11 protein-coding genes are annotated in these 14935 nt (G+C 45.0%); 4 read left to right on the plus strand and 7 right to left on the minus strand.

Annotated elements, in window-relative coordinates; genetic code table 11:
* On the plus strand, positions 1-1019 hold a 1019-nt coding region (locus F752_RS26370; protein ID WP_040665088.1), incomplete at its 5' end, for a hypothetical protein.
* 89 nt (positions 1020-1108) lie between these two features.
* Here the strand turns inward: F752_RS26370 and F752_RS0122650 are convergent.
* Positions 1109-1708 (minus strand): hypothetical protein, encoded by a 600-nt coding sequence (locus F752_RS0122650; RefSeq protein WP_017734031.1) that lies wholly within the window; start codon positions 1706-1708, stop codon positions 1109-1111.
* A 285-nt stretch (positions 1709-1993) separates the two neighbouring features.
* Here F752_RS0122650 and F752_RS0122660 point away from each other — a divergent pair, with 285 nt between their 5' ends.
* Positions 1994-4429: an outer membrane beta-barrel protein gene (locus F752_RS0122660; RefSeq protein ID WP_026135933.1), complete on the plus strand. Its 2436-nt coding sequence runs from the start codon at positions 1994-1996 to the stop codon at positions 4427-4429.
* Positions 4430-4607: 178 nt separating this feature from the next.
* On the opposite strand, the gene F752_RS0122665 is transcribed toward F752_RS0122660, so the two are convergent.
* The 5 genes from F752_RS0122665 to F752_RS26375 all read right to left on the minus strand — a co-directional run bounded on the left by F752_RS0122665 (position 4608) and on the right by F752_RS26375 (position 12238).
* The gene (locus F752_RS0122665; RefSeq protein WP_160164154.1) at positions 4608-6686 is read right to left on the minus strand and encodes a tetratricopeptide repeat protein; all 2079 of its coding nucleotides are present in this window, start codon (positions 6684-6686) and stop codon (positions 4608-4610) included.
* Positions 6687-7401: 715 nt separating this feature from the next.
* Positions 7402-8712 (minus strand): UDP-N-acetylglucosamine 1-carboxyvinyltransferase, encoded by a 1311-nt coding sequence (gene murA, locus F752_RS0122675; protein WP_017734035.1) that lies wholly within the window; start codon positions 8710-8712, stop codon positions 7402-7404.
* A complete protein-coding gene (locus F752_RS0122680; protein WP_017734036.1) occupies positions 8712-9377 on the minus strand; it encodes a DUF4290 domain-containing protein in 666 nt (221 codons plus the stop codon). The genes murA and F752_RS0122680 overlap by 1 nt, the downstream gene beginning before the upstream one ends.
* 156 nt (positions 9378-9533) lie before the next feature.
* On the minus strand, positions 9534-11831 hold the full coding sequence (locus tag F752_RS0122685) for an ATP-dependent helicase (protein ID WP_026135934.1): 2298 nt from the start codon (positions 11829-11831) through the stop codon (positions 9534-9536).
* A 257-nt stretch (positions 11832-12088) separates the two neighbouring features.
* Positions 12089-12238 carry a hypothetical protein gene (locus F752_RS26375; protein ID WP_160164155.1) on the minus strand — a complete coding sequence of 50 codons (150 nt, stop codon included), beginning with the start codon at positions 12236-12238 and terminating at the stop codon, positions 12089-12091.
* 24 nt (positions 12239-12262) lie between these two features.
* On the opposite strand from F752_RS26375, the gene F752_RS0122690 reads away from it, so the two are divergent.
* The gene (locus F752_RS0122690; protein WP_017734038.1) at positions 12263-12835 is read left to right on the plus strand and encodes a DUF3109 family protein; all 573 of its coding nucleotides are present in this window, start codon (positions 12263-12265) and stop codon (positions 12833-12835) included.
* 44 nt (positions 12836-12879) lie between these two features.
* Here F752_RS0122690 and F752_RS0122695 read toward each other — a convergent pair whose 3' ends face one another.
* Positions 12880-13281, minus strand: coding sequence for a hypothetical protein (locus F752_RS0122695; RefSeq protein WP_017734039.1), 402 nt, complete (start codon positions 13279-13281; stop codon positions 12880-12882).
* A 99-nt stretch (positions 13282-13380) separates the two neighbouring features.
* Between F752_RS0122695 and F752_RS0122700 the strand changes: the two genes are divergently transcribed.
* Positions 13381-14850 carry a tyrosine-type recombinase/integrase gene (locus F752_RS0122700; protein ID WP_017734040.1) on the plus strand — a complete coding sequence of 490 codons (1470 nt, stop codon included), beginning with the start codon at positions 13381-13383 and terminating at the stop codon, positions 14848-14850.
* Positions 14851-14935: the final 85 nt, after the last annotated feature.

Genomic DNA, 14935 nt, shown 5'->3' on the forward strand with positions numbered 1-14935 from the left:
CCCGCCGTATGTTCCTCGAAACCGTAAGTAATACACCTAATGTTTCTAAAGAGGACGTTAAAAAGCTTTCCGGTATTTTTGATGAAGTAAAAGGAATTGCCAAATCCGACGGAAGCAGAACGGATAAAGGCCAAATGGCAATAGAACATTTTACGCCTGCCAGCCATGAAGAGGTTGAGAACTTTAAAAATAAAATAAGCGAATACCTGAGAGGTACTGATAAAAAAGAACTGCAGCCTGAGAAAATGCGCAAGGACCTGGAGGCTATCATGAAGGATCCTAAAAAAGCGAAAGGAATCTTCCAGAATAAAGCAAGCCAGGTTGATCATGATACGATTGTAGATATTCTTTCACAGCGCCAGGATTTAAGTCGTGAGGATGCAGAGAAATATGCAGGTTATGCCGAAAAAGCGCTGAATTACCTGAAAGAGCATTTAGGTTCCGGTAGCAGTAATAGTGGTAGCAGTAACGATGGAAGTAGCCGCGAAGGATACTCTGAAGTTGAAGTGGAGCATTACCAGACTGCCGATATTCGCATAACAAAGAGTGGTGCCGCTACCGACACTTCTAAAGGAAGTAGTGCTAAGAAGAAAATAGCTGACTATGTTTCTTCTCTTCAGGATAAGAAGGATTATAACCTGGATATGATTAAGAGTGAGTTTACCAGTATTTTCAGTAGCTCAGACGACGACCATGAAGGGCTAACTTATAAGCTGAAGCATTACAACAAAGAAGAAATGACTCAGTTTCTGAAGAAAAACACCAGCATCCCTAACGATAAAGCTGAAATGATTGCTGCAAAGGCCGTAGAGGCAAGGGATACGGTTTTAGTTAAAGCCGACGAGGTAGAACGTGAGGTAAATATGCGTCTGCACCAGGCAAAAGAAGAAACCCTGAAGCAGGCTGAGAATACCCGCGAAGCAGCTGCATCCGCCGCCTGGTGGTTAGTAGCAACAGCCGTAATTTCCGGTGTAGCCTCTGCCATTGGTGGTATGATGGCACTTGAAAGCTGGTTCTAATAAATATTCAATAAGCGGAAAATTGAAACCGGCTGCTCAACTGAGCAGCCGGTTTTTTTATGTCTTTTTTAATTTTCCTCAACCCTAACTTACTCTTTTTCCGGCGCTGGCGGACTAATCATGATATGCGCGCGATGGGTGCCGGGGTCCATAAGCCAGGGCATACCCGGTGCTTCTGGCTTTAAGGGGAGGCCGGTGCTTTCGGCTGTGGCATAAGGAATATATACCACATAGCGGAAGCTGCCATCCTTTACCTCTCCACTTGCAGGATTGTACTTTTCCGCAGGGGCAGAAAATACATACAATATACTTGGTTGTTCCGGCATTTTAAGCTGGCCGCTCTTAACCTCCTGTTCCCGCGTATCGAAAACCTCCTGGTAAGATTTTCCCTGTTCCCGCAGCTCTCTCCCTCTCTTCATAAATGGCTCAAGACTCTGGGGGTAGCAGGAGGCGCTAAAGCCTTCTTTTTCCGGATCATCTGCCAGGCAAACCATGTTGTTGCTGCCCTTTCTTAAAAGTATCAGCTTCCCTTCCTGCGAAAATCCATATACTGTCGCTTCGGCCCTTTTGTCTTCAGGTGCTGCAAGAACAGTCGATTTAAGCTGACTTTCCCTGGAAGGAAATTCAGTCTGGGCAAAACCGGTTAAAGCTAAAAACTGGCAGGCGAGTATAGAAAAAATTGTTTTCATGATGTGAGGGCTTTTTAAATAAAAATAAGATAGAATAATTGGCTGAAATAATCAATGCCTCACGTCCTCTTTTGCCGGTGTTCATTGCTAGATGAACACCATCTTTTCCTCATCCACCTGTTCGCTACAGCACAAAAGTGTCCGCTGTCGGACACCTGCTCTTTTTGCCGTTCATGTAAAAACATCGTTTAAAGCCCGTTTAAGAACTTCTGCCACCTTTGGCATAATAGTAGTAATAAGGCAGGCATAAAACATTCAATTTTGCATCAACACCAAAACACGCGCATGATGAAGCTATACAAATTTTTAACCGTACTATTTTTAGCCTGCTTTACCCAGGCGGCTTTAGCCCAGGAGAGGGGAACGTTAAGCGGTAGCTTAGCAGATGAAAAAGGCGCAGGTATCAGCTACGCCAATGTGGCGGTAATGGCCAGTGCAGATTCCTCCTTAGTTACGGGGGCGGTGACGGATGGAGAAGGAAAGTTTAGCATTCCTTCACCGGAAGCGGGTACTTACTTTCTACGCATGAGTGCCATTGGATTTGCGCAAACTACTTCGCCTGTCTTTACCATCAGTGGCAAAACATTTACAAAAGATTTTGGCACTTTCACCCTTAAAGAAGATGTACAGGTGCTGGACGAGGTGAGCGTGGTAAGTATGCGTCCTACCATTGTTAATGAGGCCGATAAAATGATAGTAAGTGTAGAAGGTACCGCGCTGGCAGCCGGTAGTACTGCTTTTGAGGTGCTGGCCAAATCGCCGGGCGTATGGATAGACCAGGACGGAAATATTCAGCTGAACGGGCAGTCGGGAGTACGGGTAATGCTCGATGGCCGCCTTACCTACCTTTCTGCCAAAGAGCTGCAGAACCTGCTGGAAGGAATGTCGGCTGAGAATATCAAAAATATTGAAATCATTAACAACCCTTCTTCGAAGTATGATGCAGAAGGTACTTCCGGAATTATTAATATTAACCTGAAGAAGAATACCCTTAGCGGAATCAATGGAAGTGTATATACCAGCTACCAGTACAACGGCCTGCATGGCTATTCAGGTGGAGGAACCCTTAACTATAAAAAAGGGAAGTGGAGTTCATTCATTAATGTAGATGCGGCTGAAAGAGCCCGCTTCCGTGATGCCATATTTATCCGGGAGTTTAATACACCAACGAGCAGCACAACTTTTGACCAGGAGGCATGGGAAGATATCAACCGCTTTACACCATCTGTTCGAATGGGTACTGACTTTGATATAAATGAGCAGCATAGCATTGGGGTAATGGCCAATATCTCTTACCAGGAGGGAGGGCATGATTTCCAGACCGACACATACATTCGGAATGGAAACGAGGGGCAGGCGCTCTACATCGATTCCCGCAATCTTATCAGTAATGTATACCAGAATGGAACCTTCAATTTCCATTATTTGGGTAAGCTCGATACCCTGGGAACCACTCTTTCGGCCGATCTGGATTTTGTAAGGATTATGGATGAGGGAGACGCCCGTTTTCAGAACCATTATGACAGCCTTGCCGCCGGAGCCGGGGACTTCAGCAATATACTAACAACAGAAAACCCCACTAACTACGATATCTATTCAGCCAAAGTAGATTATTCCCAGCCCTTGACCGGAAACAGAAAGTTAGAGTTTGGCCTGAAGGCCAGCCGGGTAATTTCTGATAACGACCTGCAGTTTTACATTGGTGAAGGAGAGGAGAAGTTACTGGATAAAAGCCGTAGTAACCATTTTATATACGAAGAAGATATATACGCCGCTTATGCTAACTTCAGTACTCCTTTGGGCGAAAACTGGAGTGTACAGGCAGGCCTGCGGGCTGAGCAGACGGTGGCCGAAGGCTTATCTTTAACCACCAATGAAGAGACTCCGCGCGAATATCTCGATTTGTTCCCCAGCCTTTTTGTACAGCAGAAAGTCAGCGATAACTATCAGATTAGCTATAACTACAGCCGCAGGATTAACCGCCCCCATTACGAGATGCTGAATCCTTTTGTTTTTTATCTTGACCCATACTCCATGGCCAAAGGTAATCCTTACCTGAAGCCTCAGTATTCGCACTCTTTTGGGGTAACACAAACCTACAAGCAAATGTATACCCTGGTGCTGGAGTATACTAAAACGCTCGATTTTATTGCCGAGGTGCCTAACCTGAATGACGAAACCAAGGAAACTATTTTCCTGCGGAGCAATGTGGATGATGCCGATAATACCAGTGCCACCTTTGTCGCGCCTTTTAAAATTATGAAGAACTGGGATACCAATAATAATGCAACCTTTGCTTACCAGCGCTTTAGCACCATGCAGAACAATGAACTGCTAAAGAATAACCAGTTCTTCTATATGTTTCAGTCTACCCACAACATTATGCTGCCTTTGAAAATAAGAATGGAGCTGAACGGAGGCTATCAGGGGCCCGGTGTATGGGGTCTTTACCGGATTAAAGGGCAGTGGTGGCTTGATGCCGGGCTTAAGCGCTCCTTTATGGAAGACAAACTCGATTTGAGCATGAGCGTGTCCGATATCTTTAAGAGCCGCTGGGTACATGGCAGTGCTAACTTCTCCGACGACATCAATGAATTTAAGCAATACTTCGGTGCCAGAAGCCTGAACCTGAGCCTGCGCTACCGCTTTACCAAGGGCGAAAAATTTGAAATGAAGAAGAGAAATACGAACCTGGAAGAGCTGAACCGGACTGGAGGTTGAAAAGCAGGGAAAGTGGATGAATAAAAAACACCCGGTACTTAATACAGTGCCGGGTGTTTTTTATGATAAAGCTCTATTAGTTTTTAAACCTCTACCCGCTCAATTTGAGCCCCGAGGGCCTGCAGGCGGGCATCCTAATTACGGAAGTCCATCTTATAAAGTACCAAAGTCTCCTGCTTTATTCGTTTTTAACCTGCATTGTACAGTATTCACTAAGCATTTCCTGAGCATCTTTCAAACCCAGTTCTTTAGCTTTCTGGAAATCCTTACATCCTGCATATTTATTATGTTGCTGAATAAACAGGAGTCCCCTTTGCAGATAAATATTAGGATCATCAGGATACAGGCTAAGGGAGGTAGAATAATCTTCAATAGCCCCGGAATAGTCCATAAGTTGGTTTTTGGCAGAGGCCCTGTTGTCATAGTAAGTTGCATTTTTTTGATTTTCCGCGATTGCCAGGCTAAAGTTCTCCTTGGCATTTTCAAAAATCTCCATTGAATAAAAGTTAAGGCCAATTCGGTTATATATTTCTGCCTTATTTTCACTTAGAACAAGTGCTTTGGTGTAAAACTCGTTCGATTTCTTATAGTTCTCGAGGTCGGCATACAAATTCGCAAGGTTGGCATATTTGACCGGATCCTGCTGGTCCATGCTTAAAGCTTTTTCAAAGTCCTTCTGAGCCAGTTCTAACTGGCCAGAATTATAATAAGCCACTCCTCTTCGATTATAGATATCGGCATCCTGGAAACCATTTGAAATGGCGATGGTGTAGAAATGTATAGCGCTATCGTATTTATTTAACTGGCTTAATACGACAGCATAATAATATCGATACTCAGGATTATTGGTGGTATCGTATTTTGCAACATAGGCGAAATTCGGTTCAGCTTTTTTAAATTCCTTCAGCTGAACAAAGGAAAATCCTTTATTGTAATGAGCCACGAGTAAACTGCTGTCATATTCTATTGCTTTATCAAAATCATTTATTGCCCGCTCATAGTCACCAAGGTAATACTTTGCAAGGCCTAAGAAATTTAAGGCTTCTGCATTTCTTGGCTCATGCTCCAGTACCATTTTAAGGTCGCTAATAGCGCCGTAATAATCCCCTAGCTTTGTCCTGGTATTTCCCCTGTCCAGATAATAGGAGAGGTTTGAAGCATTCATTTTAATCGCCCTGCTTAAGCTTTTCTCCGCTTCTTCATAATTCCCCTCTTCAAACTGTTTTATTCCAAGAGAGTAATAATGGTCGCTGTCCTTTTTCGCAGATTTTGTAACCTGACTTTTAAGCTGAGAAGGAAGTAAAAACAAACTATCAGGGAAAGTTACATCGGTATTAACTTCAGACAAATGGAAGGTAGTGTTTTCATCCTGAGTAATTTGGTGAAAGATGGAAGGAAAGTAATAATTATGTACCCTCTGCTGGTTTAGAAAGTATTCTATCTGGTGGTTTTCGTCCATTCTTACCGTTTGAAAGTTTCTTTTATCTATAAAAAAAACTACTTCTTCCTCCTCCTTCTGTAATAGAACCCGGAAAGTGCTTATACTATCTAATTGAGCATGGTGGATCGACTGAATGCTAAATCCCTTACTCATTAACTGACTGATGTTCTTACCCTTTATGCCGTTGCTTTTTTCTTCATTCTCTGCTGACTTTTCCGTCAGTTCAACTTTATCCAGTAAAGGATTATGCTGCCAGGAATAATCAGGATTTGAACCTGTTCTGAACTTTATGTTCTGGATTTCAAGCTCCAGATAAAAATAATCAGGATAGCGGAACGCCATATACAATGGAAGGTTCATCTGGCCAACAGTCGCTGTGCCTTTTAGCTCGACAGCTTCTTTACTGTAGCTGCCAATCGGGTTGTGGTCCCGGTAATGTTTTAAAAATTCTTTCTGGCCAATGGAAGCTCTTGCCTGATCGATAAGGGCGGTACCATACAAGTCGGCATAATGCTGCTTCTGATTGTTGATTTCCGTTATCTGTCTTTCAGAAAGAGAATTGCCTTTAACAATAAAGCTTGAGGCAAGTTCCCGGCCCTCTTTATCTTTCCAGGTTCCTTTAAGGGTATCTGACTTTGAAAGGCCCAGGTGCAGGATGCTCGAATTTGACATGTGGTATCCCTGCAGTAGGATCGTCTCCTGGAGCACAAGCTCATTTTCTTTTATTTCCCCTTTAAAAGAAGACTTACAGTTGAAGAAATCAGGCCAGTGAATCGTTCCGCTTATCTGGCAATTATCGATTTCTTCTATATCCAAAATAAGCATGTAATCTTTTCCTGTGGAAGCATATTCATACTTTCCGAACCATGTTCCCACGAGGTCCTGCGTCTTACAATTTTTGGCAGAGGGGAATGTGCCGGCATTTGAGGAAAGAAGTGGCGTGAAAAACGAGAGACACACGAGAAGGAGAAGAAAACTGCATCTGGTCATAAGAGGAGTTTATTAAAGTTATGGTTGAAAATATTGAGAGAATTAGGTATTTCTAGCAGGTAAGGTAATATTTATATTCTTTATTCATGCTTAAATGTAATTTTACTTTTAAAAGAGAGGGAATTATTTAACTTCCGGAGTTATTAGAGATAGACTTTCTCTTGTAGTGTATTAACAGCCAGATTGATAGGGAGGAGGGGAAGAAGTGCTCCCGGAAGGACAAAAAGGAGCTTTAATGATGATTAAAATAGAAAAAGTAGCTCTAGATCCTTATTTTAATTTCTTTTCCCGGGAAAATGGCTTAGTGAACATGGATCTTCATTTGTAGCTTTCCGGATGCTTTCCAGAGCTTTTCTTCCAAGGTGAGCGATGAGCATCTATATTCTGTAAGGCAATTAAAAGATGCTCTCATTAAGGGAAGATCACTTTTAATTGTTAAGCAGGGGAGGGCAGGATAAGGCTACAAGTAGAGTGTTTATACGCAAAAAAAAATCCGGGAACCATTTAGGTAAACCCGGATTTAAATTTATGTCCAGCTGGATTAACCCTCTACCCGCTCAATTTGAGCGCCGAGGGCCTGCAGGCGGGCATCAATATTCTGGTAGCCGCGGTCAATTTGCTCGGCATTGTCGATGGTGCTCACCCCTTTGGCCGATAAGGCGGCAATCAGGAGCGAAACACCGGCCCGTATATCAGGTGAGGTCATTTTGATGCCTTTGAGCGGTAGTTTACGGTCCAGCCCGATAACGGTGGCACGGTGTGGATCGCAGAGGATAATCTGGGCGCCCATATCGATAAGCTTATCGACAAAGAAAAGGCGGCTTTCGAACATCTTCTGGTGAATGAGTACGGTTCCTTTAGCCTGTGTGGCTACCACCAGTACTATGCTCAGCAGGTCAGGTGTAAAGCCCGGCCAGGGTGCATCGGCAATGGTCATAATAGAGCCATCGATAAACGACTCAATTTCATAATGATCCTGTGCAGGAACATAAATATCGTCGCCCCGTATTTCCAGCTTAATGCCCAGGCGGCGGAATACATCCGGAATAGGCCCCAGCATATCTGCCCGTACATCTTTAATGGTAATTTCGGAGCCTGTCATGGCGGCCATGCCAATAAAGGAGCCAATCTCAATCATATCGGGCAGCATGGTGTGCTCTGTTCCATTCATTCTGCTCACCCCTTCAATGGTTAGCAGGTTAGAGCCTATGCCGCTGATTTTGCCGCCCATGCGGTTGAGCATATGGCACAGCTGCTGAATATAGGGCTCGCAGGCTGCATTATAAATAGTAGTGGTACCTTCTGCCATTACGGCGGCCATCAGAATATTGGCCGTACCTGTTACAGAAGCCTCGTCGAGCAACATATAGGTGCCCCGTAAGTTGGAAGCATCGATATTGTAAAACTGGCTGTCGGACTCATAATTAAATTTGGCACCCAGCTTTTCAAAGCCGATAAAGTGGGTATCGAGTCGGCGGCGGCCAATCTTATCGCCTCCGGGCTTTGGAATCTTGCTTTTGCCATAGCGGGCCAGCAAAGGCCCCAGCACCATAATAGAACCTCTTAAAGAAGCTGCTTTTAACTTATACTCCGGCGATTCGAGGTAGTGCAGGTCAACGTTTTTAGCGGTAAACCGGTACGATTCGGAATCGAGCCGCTCAACCTCCACGCCCATCGCGCCTAAGAGCTCAATAAGCTTATTGACATCACGAATGTTTGGGATTTTATGGATGGTAACCGGCTCTTCGGTGAGCAATACGGCGCAGATGATTTGTAAGGCCTCATTCTTTGCTCCCTGTGGGGTAATTTCACCAGATAATTTCTTGCCTCCTGTTATCCTTATTGCTGACATTAGCTTTTACGTCTTTTGTTGGAAGAATAGTTTTTGCGCCCTCCGCTATTCTGTTTGTTATTATTGCTGTTATTACTGTTGTAGGAAGGCTTTCGGTTGCTGTCGAACAGTCCTTCTTCGCGGATACGCTCAATGGGCATGCTTAGTTTACCACCACTCAGCTCTTCAATGTTCTTCAGGATGAGCGCATCATCGACGGTATCTTTATTCCAGATGAGCTGGAAGCTTTTCATCAGCTTGCCAATATAAATAAAGGCAGCTTCCTGTTCTTCTCCTTCCATCTCCATGGCCTGTCCGATCAGGATCTCGATATTGCGTCCGTAATGCTTTATTTTGATGTTATAGTTATTATATCCCAATGGCTTCGGGCGTTTGCCGATAGCATCTTTTTCAGGCATTTTATAAGGGCCATCCACATCGAGGTCGAAACGGGAGATAATGTAAAGGTCATCCCAAACCTTCTGGTTATATTCCGGCGACTCCTTCATGGTCGGGTTAATCTGCTTCATCAGCTCAACGAGGGTATAAGCGTTGGCTGTTCTTTCTTCCCGGTCCTCAATGTTTTTTACATGGTTAACCAGTTTCTGGATATTGCGCCCGTACTCCTTCTGAATAAGGTAATCGCGCGATGTGTTATAGTCAAAGTTGGTGTTCTGTTCTTTCATACATTCAATAATAGTTTTTTTTGCCTGCTTGTTTGCTAAAGCAGGCGCGCTACGGGCAATTTACAAAAATATACGTAGCAAAGTAATTTATTGGGGCTCTAGAGAGGGCATCTTCCCTGAAATTAAACCTAGGGTCTCCGTTTAGCAGAGCGGCTTTTAATCTTGGTGGATTCGCAGCTTTGCAAAACTGAGCAGCAGCGTTTTCTCGCCCACTGTCTCAAATTCGACCTTTGCCTTTCGGTTGGCCCCTGACTCGTCCATGGCGACTACTCTTCCAAAGCCAAACTTCGGGTGCTCGACCTTCATGCCCTCTGCAAGGCCGGATGTATCGCTGGGCTTAAAATCGGCCGGAGGAATATAGGCTTTTGCAGTGCCTGCGGCTTTTGGCTGCTGGGTCCGCAGGTTACCCACCAGGTTTTTGGCGAAATGGGTGCTGCCACCGAAAGACTCGTTCTGGCTGCTATCTCCCCAGCTGCGCCCCAAGCCGGCGGGTTCGCGGCTGCTCTGGTGGCGGTTTACCTGCAGGCAGCGCGGGTCCAGCTCTTCGAGGAAGCGGCTGGGCTCGCAGTTCTTGAGGCGGCCAAAGCGATAGCGGGTAAGGGCATAGGAGAGGTAGAGCTTATGCTGAGCCCGGGTAATGGCTACATAAAACAGGCGTCGTTCCTCTTCCAGGTCGGCGCGGCTGTTGAGCATCATCTGACTCGGGAAAAGGTCTTCTTCCAGTCCCACCACAAATACCATCCGGAACTCCAGGCCTTTGGCGGCGTGGATGGTCATCATCTGCACCACATCCGTATCGGCATCCTTATCATTGTCGGCATCCGTGAGCAGGGCAATTTCCTGCAGGAAAGAGCCTAAAGACTTGTCTTTCGTTTCCTCATTATCGACATACTCCTTAATGGCGTTCAGGAGTTCCTGCACGTTTTCGTAGCGGTTCAGGCCTTCGATGGTCTTGTCTTCGTAGAGCTCGCGTAGCAATCCGCTTCCTTTGGCAATGGTGGTAGCGGCTTCAAACGCATCTTTTTTAGCAGCCTCTATTCTGAAGCGCTTAATAAGGGTGGCAAATTCGCTTACAGGAGTTGCAGCTCTTCCGCCTAAATACTGCTGGGCATTTTCAAGCACATCCCATATTTCAAGCCCAGCCTCGTAGGCAGCGACCACAATTTTATCGACCGAAGCGGCACCTATGCCTCTTTTAGGAAGATTGATAATACGGCGGAATGCCTGCTCATCGCGCTGATTCACCGTAAAGCGGAGGTAGGCAATAAGGTCTTTGATTTCCTTACGCTGGTAGAACGAAAGTCCGCCGTAAATGCGGTACTTGATGTTCATGCGGCGCAGGGCCTCTTCCATCGAACGCGACTGACTGTTGGTACGGTAGAGGATGGCGAAATCGCTGTTGCTAAGCTTTTTGTGGTGCTTCTGTTCAAAAATGGTAGAGGCCACAATTTTGGCCTCCTCATTATCGGAAGTCGCCTTTATCAGCTCTACCTTGTCGCCTTCGATGTTTTCGGTCCAGACCTCCTTTTTAAGCTGGGCCTGGTTATGGGCAATTACGGCATTGGCCGAATTAACAATATTCTGGGTAGAGCGGTAATTCTGCTCCAGTTTAATCAGCTTCAGGTCGGGGAAATCCTTTTCGAAATTGAGGATATTCTGGATATCCGCCCCGCGGAAGGCATAAATACTTTGTGCATCGTCGCCCACCACGGCTATGTTGCGGTGTACGGCCGACAGTTTTTTGGTAATGAGGTACTGGACCAGGTTGGTATCCTGAAACTCATCGACCAGCACGTACTTAAAGCGGTGCTGGTATTTGTGCAGCACATCGGTATGGTCGCGGAAAAGCACGGCAGTATGGAAGAGCAGGTCATCGAAATCCATGGCGCCGGAGCGGAAGCAGCGCTCCACATAAGCTTTATAAATTTCGCCCATGCGTGGCTTTCCGGCAGTTAAATCTTCCTCCATATACTGGGCGTTGTGGATATACTGCTGCCAGCTGATGAGCCTGTTTTTAGCGCCTGAAATACGATTAAGGCATACATTGGGTTTGTATACCTGCGCATCCATCCCTTTTTCCTTTACAATGTTTTTAAGAAGAGACTTGCTGTCATCGGTATCGTAAATGGTAAAATTGCTGGGGAAGCCAAGCTTTTCAGCTTCGGCACGGAGAATGCGGGCAAAAACACTGTGGAAGGTGCCCATCCAGAGGTTACGGGCTTCGGTTCCTACCACTTTTTCGATTCGCTGGCGCATTTCAGCAGCCGCCTTATTGGTAAAAGTGAGGGAAAGTATGTTAAAAGGGTCGACTCCTTTTTCTTTGAGGAGGTGGGCAATCCTGAAGGTCAGTACCCTGGTTTTGCCCGAGCCGGCGCCGGCAATAATCATGGAAGGACCTTCAGTGGAAAGTACACCCTCCCGCTGTGGGTCATTCAGGTCTTTGAGGTAATCCAAATTCTGCTTTCTTTTTGATGTAAAGATACTGCAATTTAATATGAAACAGGATGAATTAGGAAGCAAATGGGGAGGAAAATCCTGCATTACAAAAACTTAATCCTGCCACTTATGTGTAAGCCTAAAAGCAGGCGGTAAGTTCCCGAAAATGAGCCGGGGAGAAGCCTGAGAAAAAAGAGCCCAGGAAGGGAACGATAGGGAGGCTAGTGTTAATAATTAGTGTCAGAAGGAAAGAGTATCTTCAAAAAAATACAAAGTTAAATCCGAACCTTTTCCGGTATATTTGCCTGTGAATTAGTAGTGAGTAGTGAGTAGTGAGTAGTGAGTAGTGAGTAGTGAATAACCTCCCATGCGGGAGTGCAGGTGTGGAGTAGTAATTCTATTAATTCATTGTTTCCTTCGCTCATTCTTACATAAATCAGCATATTATTATGATATCCATAGATAGAACCATTATTTCGGATGATATAAAAGACCATTTCTTTGTCTGCAATCTCAGTAAGTGCAAGGGTGCCTGCTGTGTGGAAGGAGATCTTGGAGCTCCGCTGGAAGAAGAGGAGCTGGCCATACTGGAAAAGATTTATCCGCAGGTAAAGCCTTACCTTTCTGCCGAAGGACAGGCCGTGATTGAAAAGGAGGGTACCTGGGTAAAAGACTGGGAAGATGATTACTCTACGCCCACCATCGATAATAAAGAATGTGCCTATGCCATCTATGATGAAAAGGGTATTCTGAAGTGTGGTATCGAGCAGGCTTACCGTGACGGTAAAATAGATTATATGAAGCCGGTTTCCTGTGCTTTATACCCTATTCGTGTATCGAAGTATGAAGAGTTCGATGCACTTAACTACGACCGCTGGGATATTTGCTCCGATGCCTGTGACCTGGGTAAGGAGCTGAAGGTGCCCATTTACAAATTCCTGAAGGAGCCTCTCATCCGCAAGTATGGAGAAGCCTGGTATGCTGAGCTGGTTAGGCAGATAGAAACACCGGAAGAAGAGTAGAAGATGTTCGCAGGAGCCGCCATGAGCGGTTCTTTTTTTTGAAATTAAGCATTACTGAGCGGCTTCATATAATCCTGCCAGTTCACAATAAGAATTCTTCCCTCTGGTAATACCTGGTAGCCCCACTCATAGCAAAAATAATAAATATCTCCTTTGGCAGTCTGGAAGCGGTGGGTGTAGAATCTAAAATCAAATTTACTTTTTTTAAGTACCTCCGTTCGGACGGTGGAATGACCTACCGGGTTTAGTTTTTTTAAGATGGTACGGTTCTTTCTAAGGAGGCTGTTAAGGCCTTTTATCCATCTTTCATCCTTATTCTTTTTCTGGTTATGAAACTGGGCCCTGCACTGGTCACTGCAAAACTTCTTGCCCATGCGACCCGAAACATCTCCACCGCAGCTCAGGCAGCGTTTTATATCTTTTCTTTCAGGAGGGAGAAAGTCCATTTCCGTATTATTATACGTTTAGCAAAAGTTATACGAACTTATACGGATATTACTCAGCTCTTGTTTGGTGGCTTCGTATCTTGGATAAAAAGAAAGAACATGCTGCCAGTAATCTATATGCACCCGCTCCATCATGGAGGCAAAACCTTTATCAGGCTCTGCTTTGGACAGGAAAATGATTTGTTCCGCTACCTCTATCCTCATGCGGGTATTCTTCGATATAGCAGGACCTATAAATGTCTGGTGATGCACTATCGGAAGGAAGCTTTTCTGCAGTTGAAGGAGCTATTGAAGGGCAAAGCCACCTTAGATAGCAGTGCCCTTATACGTTATGGCCTGCAGCAGAAAGCAGCTGCTTTTAGAAAAAATATTCCACAGAGCTTTCATCAGCCTCTTGTTCAGCTTTTATCTGCTGAACTGGAAGGAAAGAAGGTTTTAATCATTGAGTTTCGTTATCGTTCAGACCTGGTAAAACTAATGAAGGAACAGCCTTTTACCCACTACTTCGCTAAAGCTAAATGCTGGTATGTAGAAAGAGAAAAAGTATCGCTGAATGAACTGGTTTCATTGTTACAGCCTCATGTACGTTTACGCCTCGACCCAAAGCTTTATCCGCTGGATTTCAAAACCCAAAAGCTGCTGTTGTGTGGGAATAGTAAAGACTGGGGAGGAATCAGTCCTGATCCTTACCTGGATGTTCTCTATGGGAGAGGCTATAGCGAAAGAACCATCAAAGCCTACTTCAGCCTGATGGGCCGCTTTATCGGGCAGACTGGTTTAAAGACAGCGGAAGATTTAGCATCTCTGGAGCCTATACAGATAAATATCTATCACAGTAGGTGGGTGGCGCAGGGAGGTATAGCCGCCGGGACTATTAATCAGTCTGTAAATGCGGTTAAGTTTTATATGCAGCATGTGCTGAATAAGCCTGTGGAAGGGCTGGAGCTGGTAAGGGTAAAGAAGGAAAAAGCGCTTCCTAAAGTAATGAGCCTGGAGGAAATGGTCGCTGTTTTGTCTGCCCCTGACAATCTCAAGCACCGCTGTATGCTTTCTTTGCTCTATTCGGGTGGCCTAAGGGCAGGCGAGTTGATAAATCTAAAGGTGACTGATATCAATTGGGAAAGGAAACAGATACGGATCCGCAAAGGAAAAGGAAAGAAAGAAAGGATGACGCTGCTGTCTTCTGTCCTTCAGGAGCAGCTATCCGTCTATCTGAACTTACACAACCCATCCGTTTATCTTTTTGAAGGGCAGTGGGGAGGACAATACACAAGTTCCAGTCTGAGGAGTGTATTAAAACAGGCGATGGTAGTCGCGGGTATTAAAAAGCCTTTTTCCCTGCATTGCCTCCGTCATTCCTTTGCCACGCATCTATTGGAATCGGGCACAGATCTACGTTACATCCAGAGTCTTCTTGGCCATAACAGCTCTAAAACAACAGAAATCTACACCCATGTTAGCCAGAAAGCCATTGGAAACATTCAAAGCCCCCTGGATCGCTTGGATTTAAAGGAGAATTATCATAAGTTACCCAATCAAAAACCACACCGACCATATGGCGGAAAATAACAAGTGCACTTGTTATTTTCCGGTAGTTAGGCTGTATTCAAGCAGTATAGCGGTTAATCTGACCGACCTACAAAGGTTAAAAGCA

This window comes from Nafulsella turpanensis ZLM-10 (genome assembly GCF_000346615.1).
GTDB classification, from domain to species: Bacteria; Bacteroidota; Bacteroidia; order Cytophagales; family Cyclobacteriaceae; genus Nafulsella; species Nafulsella turpanensis.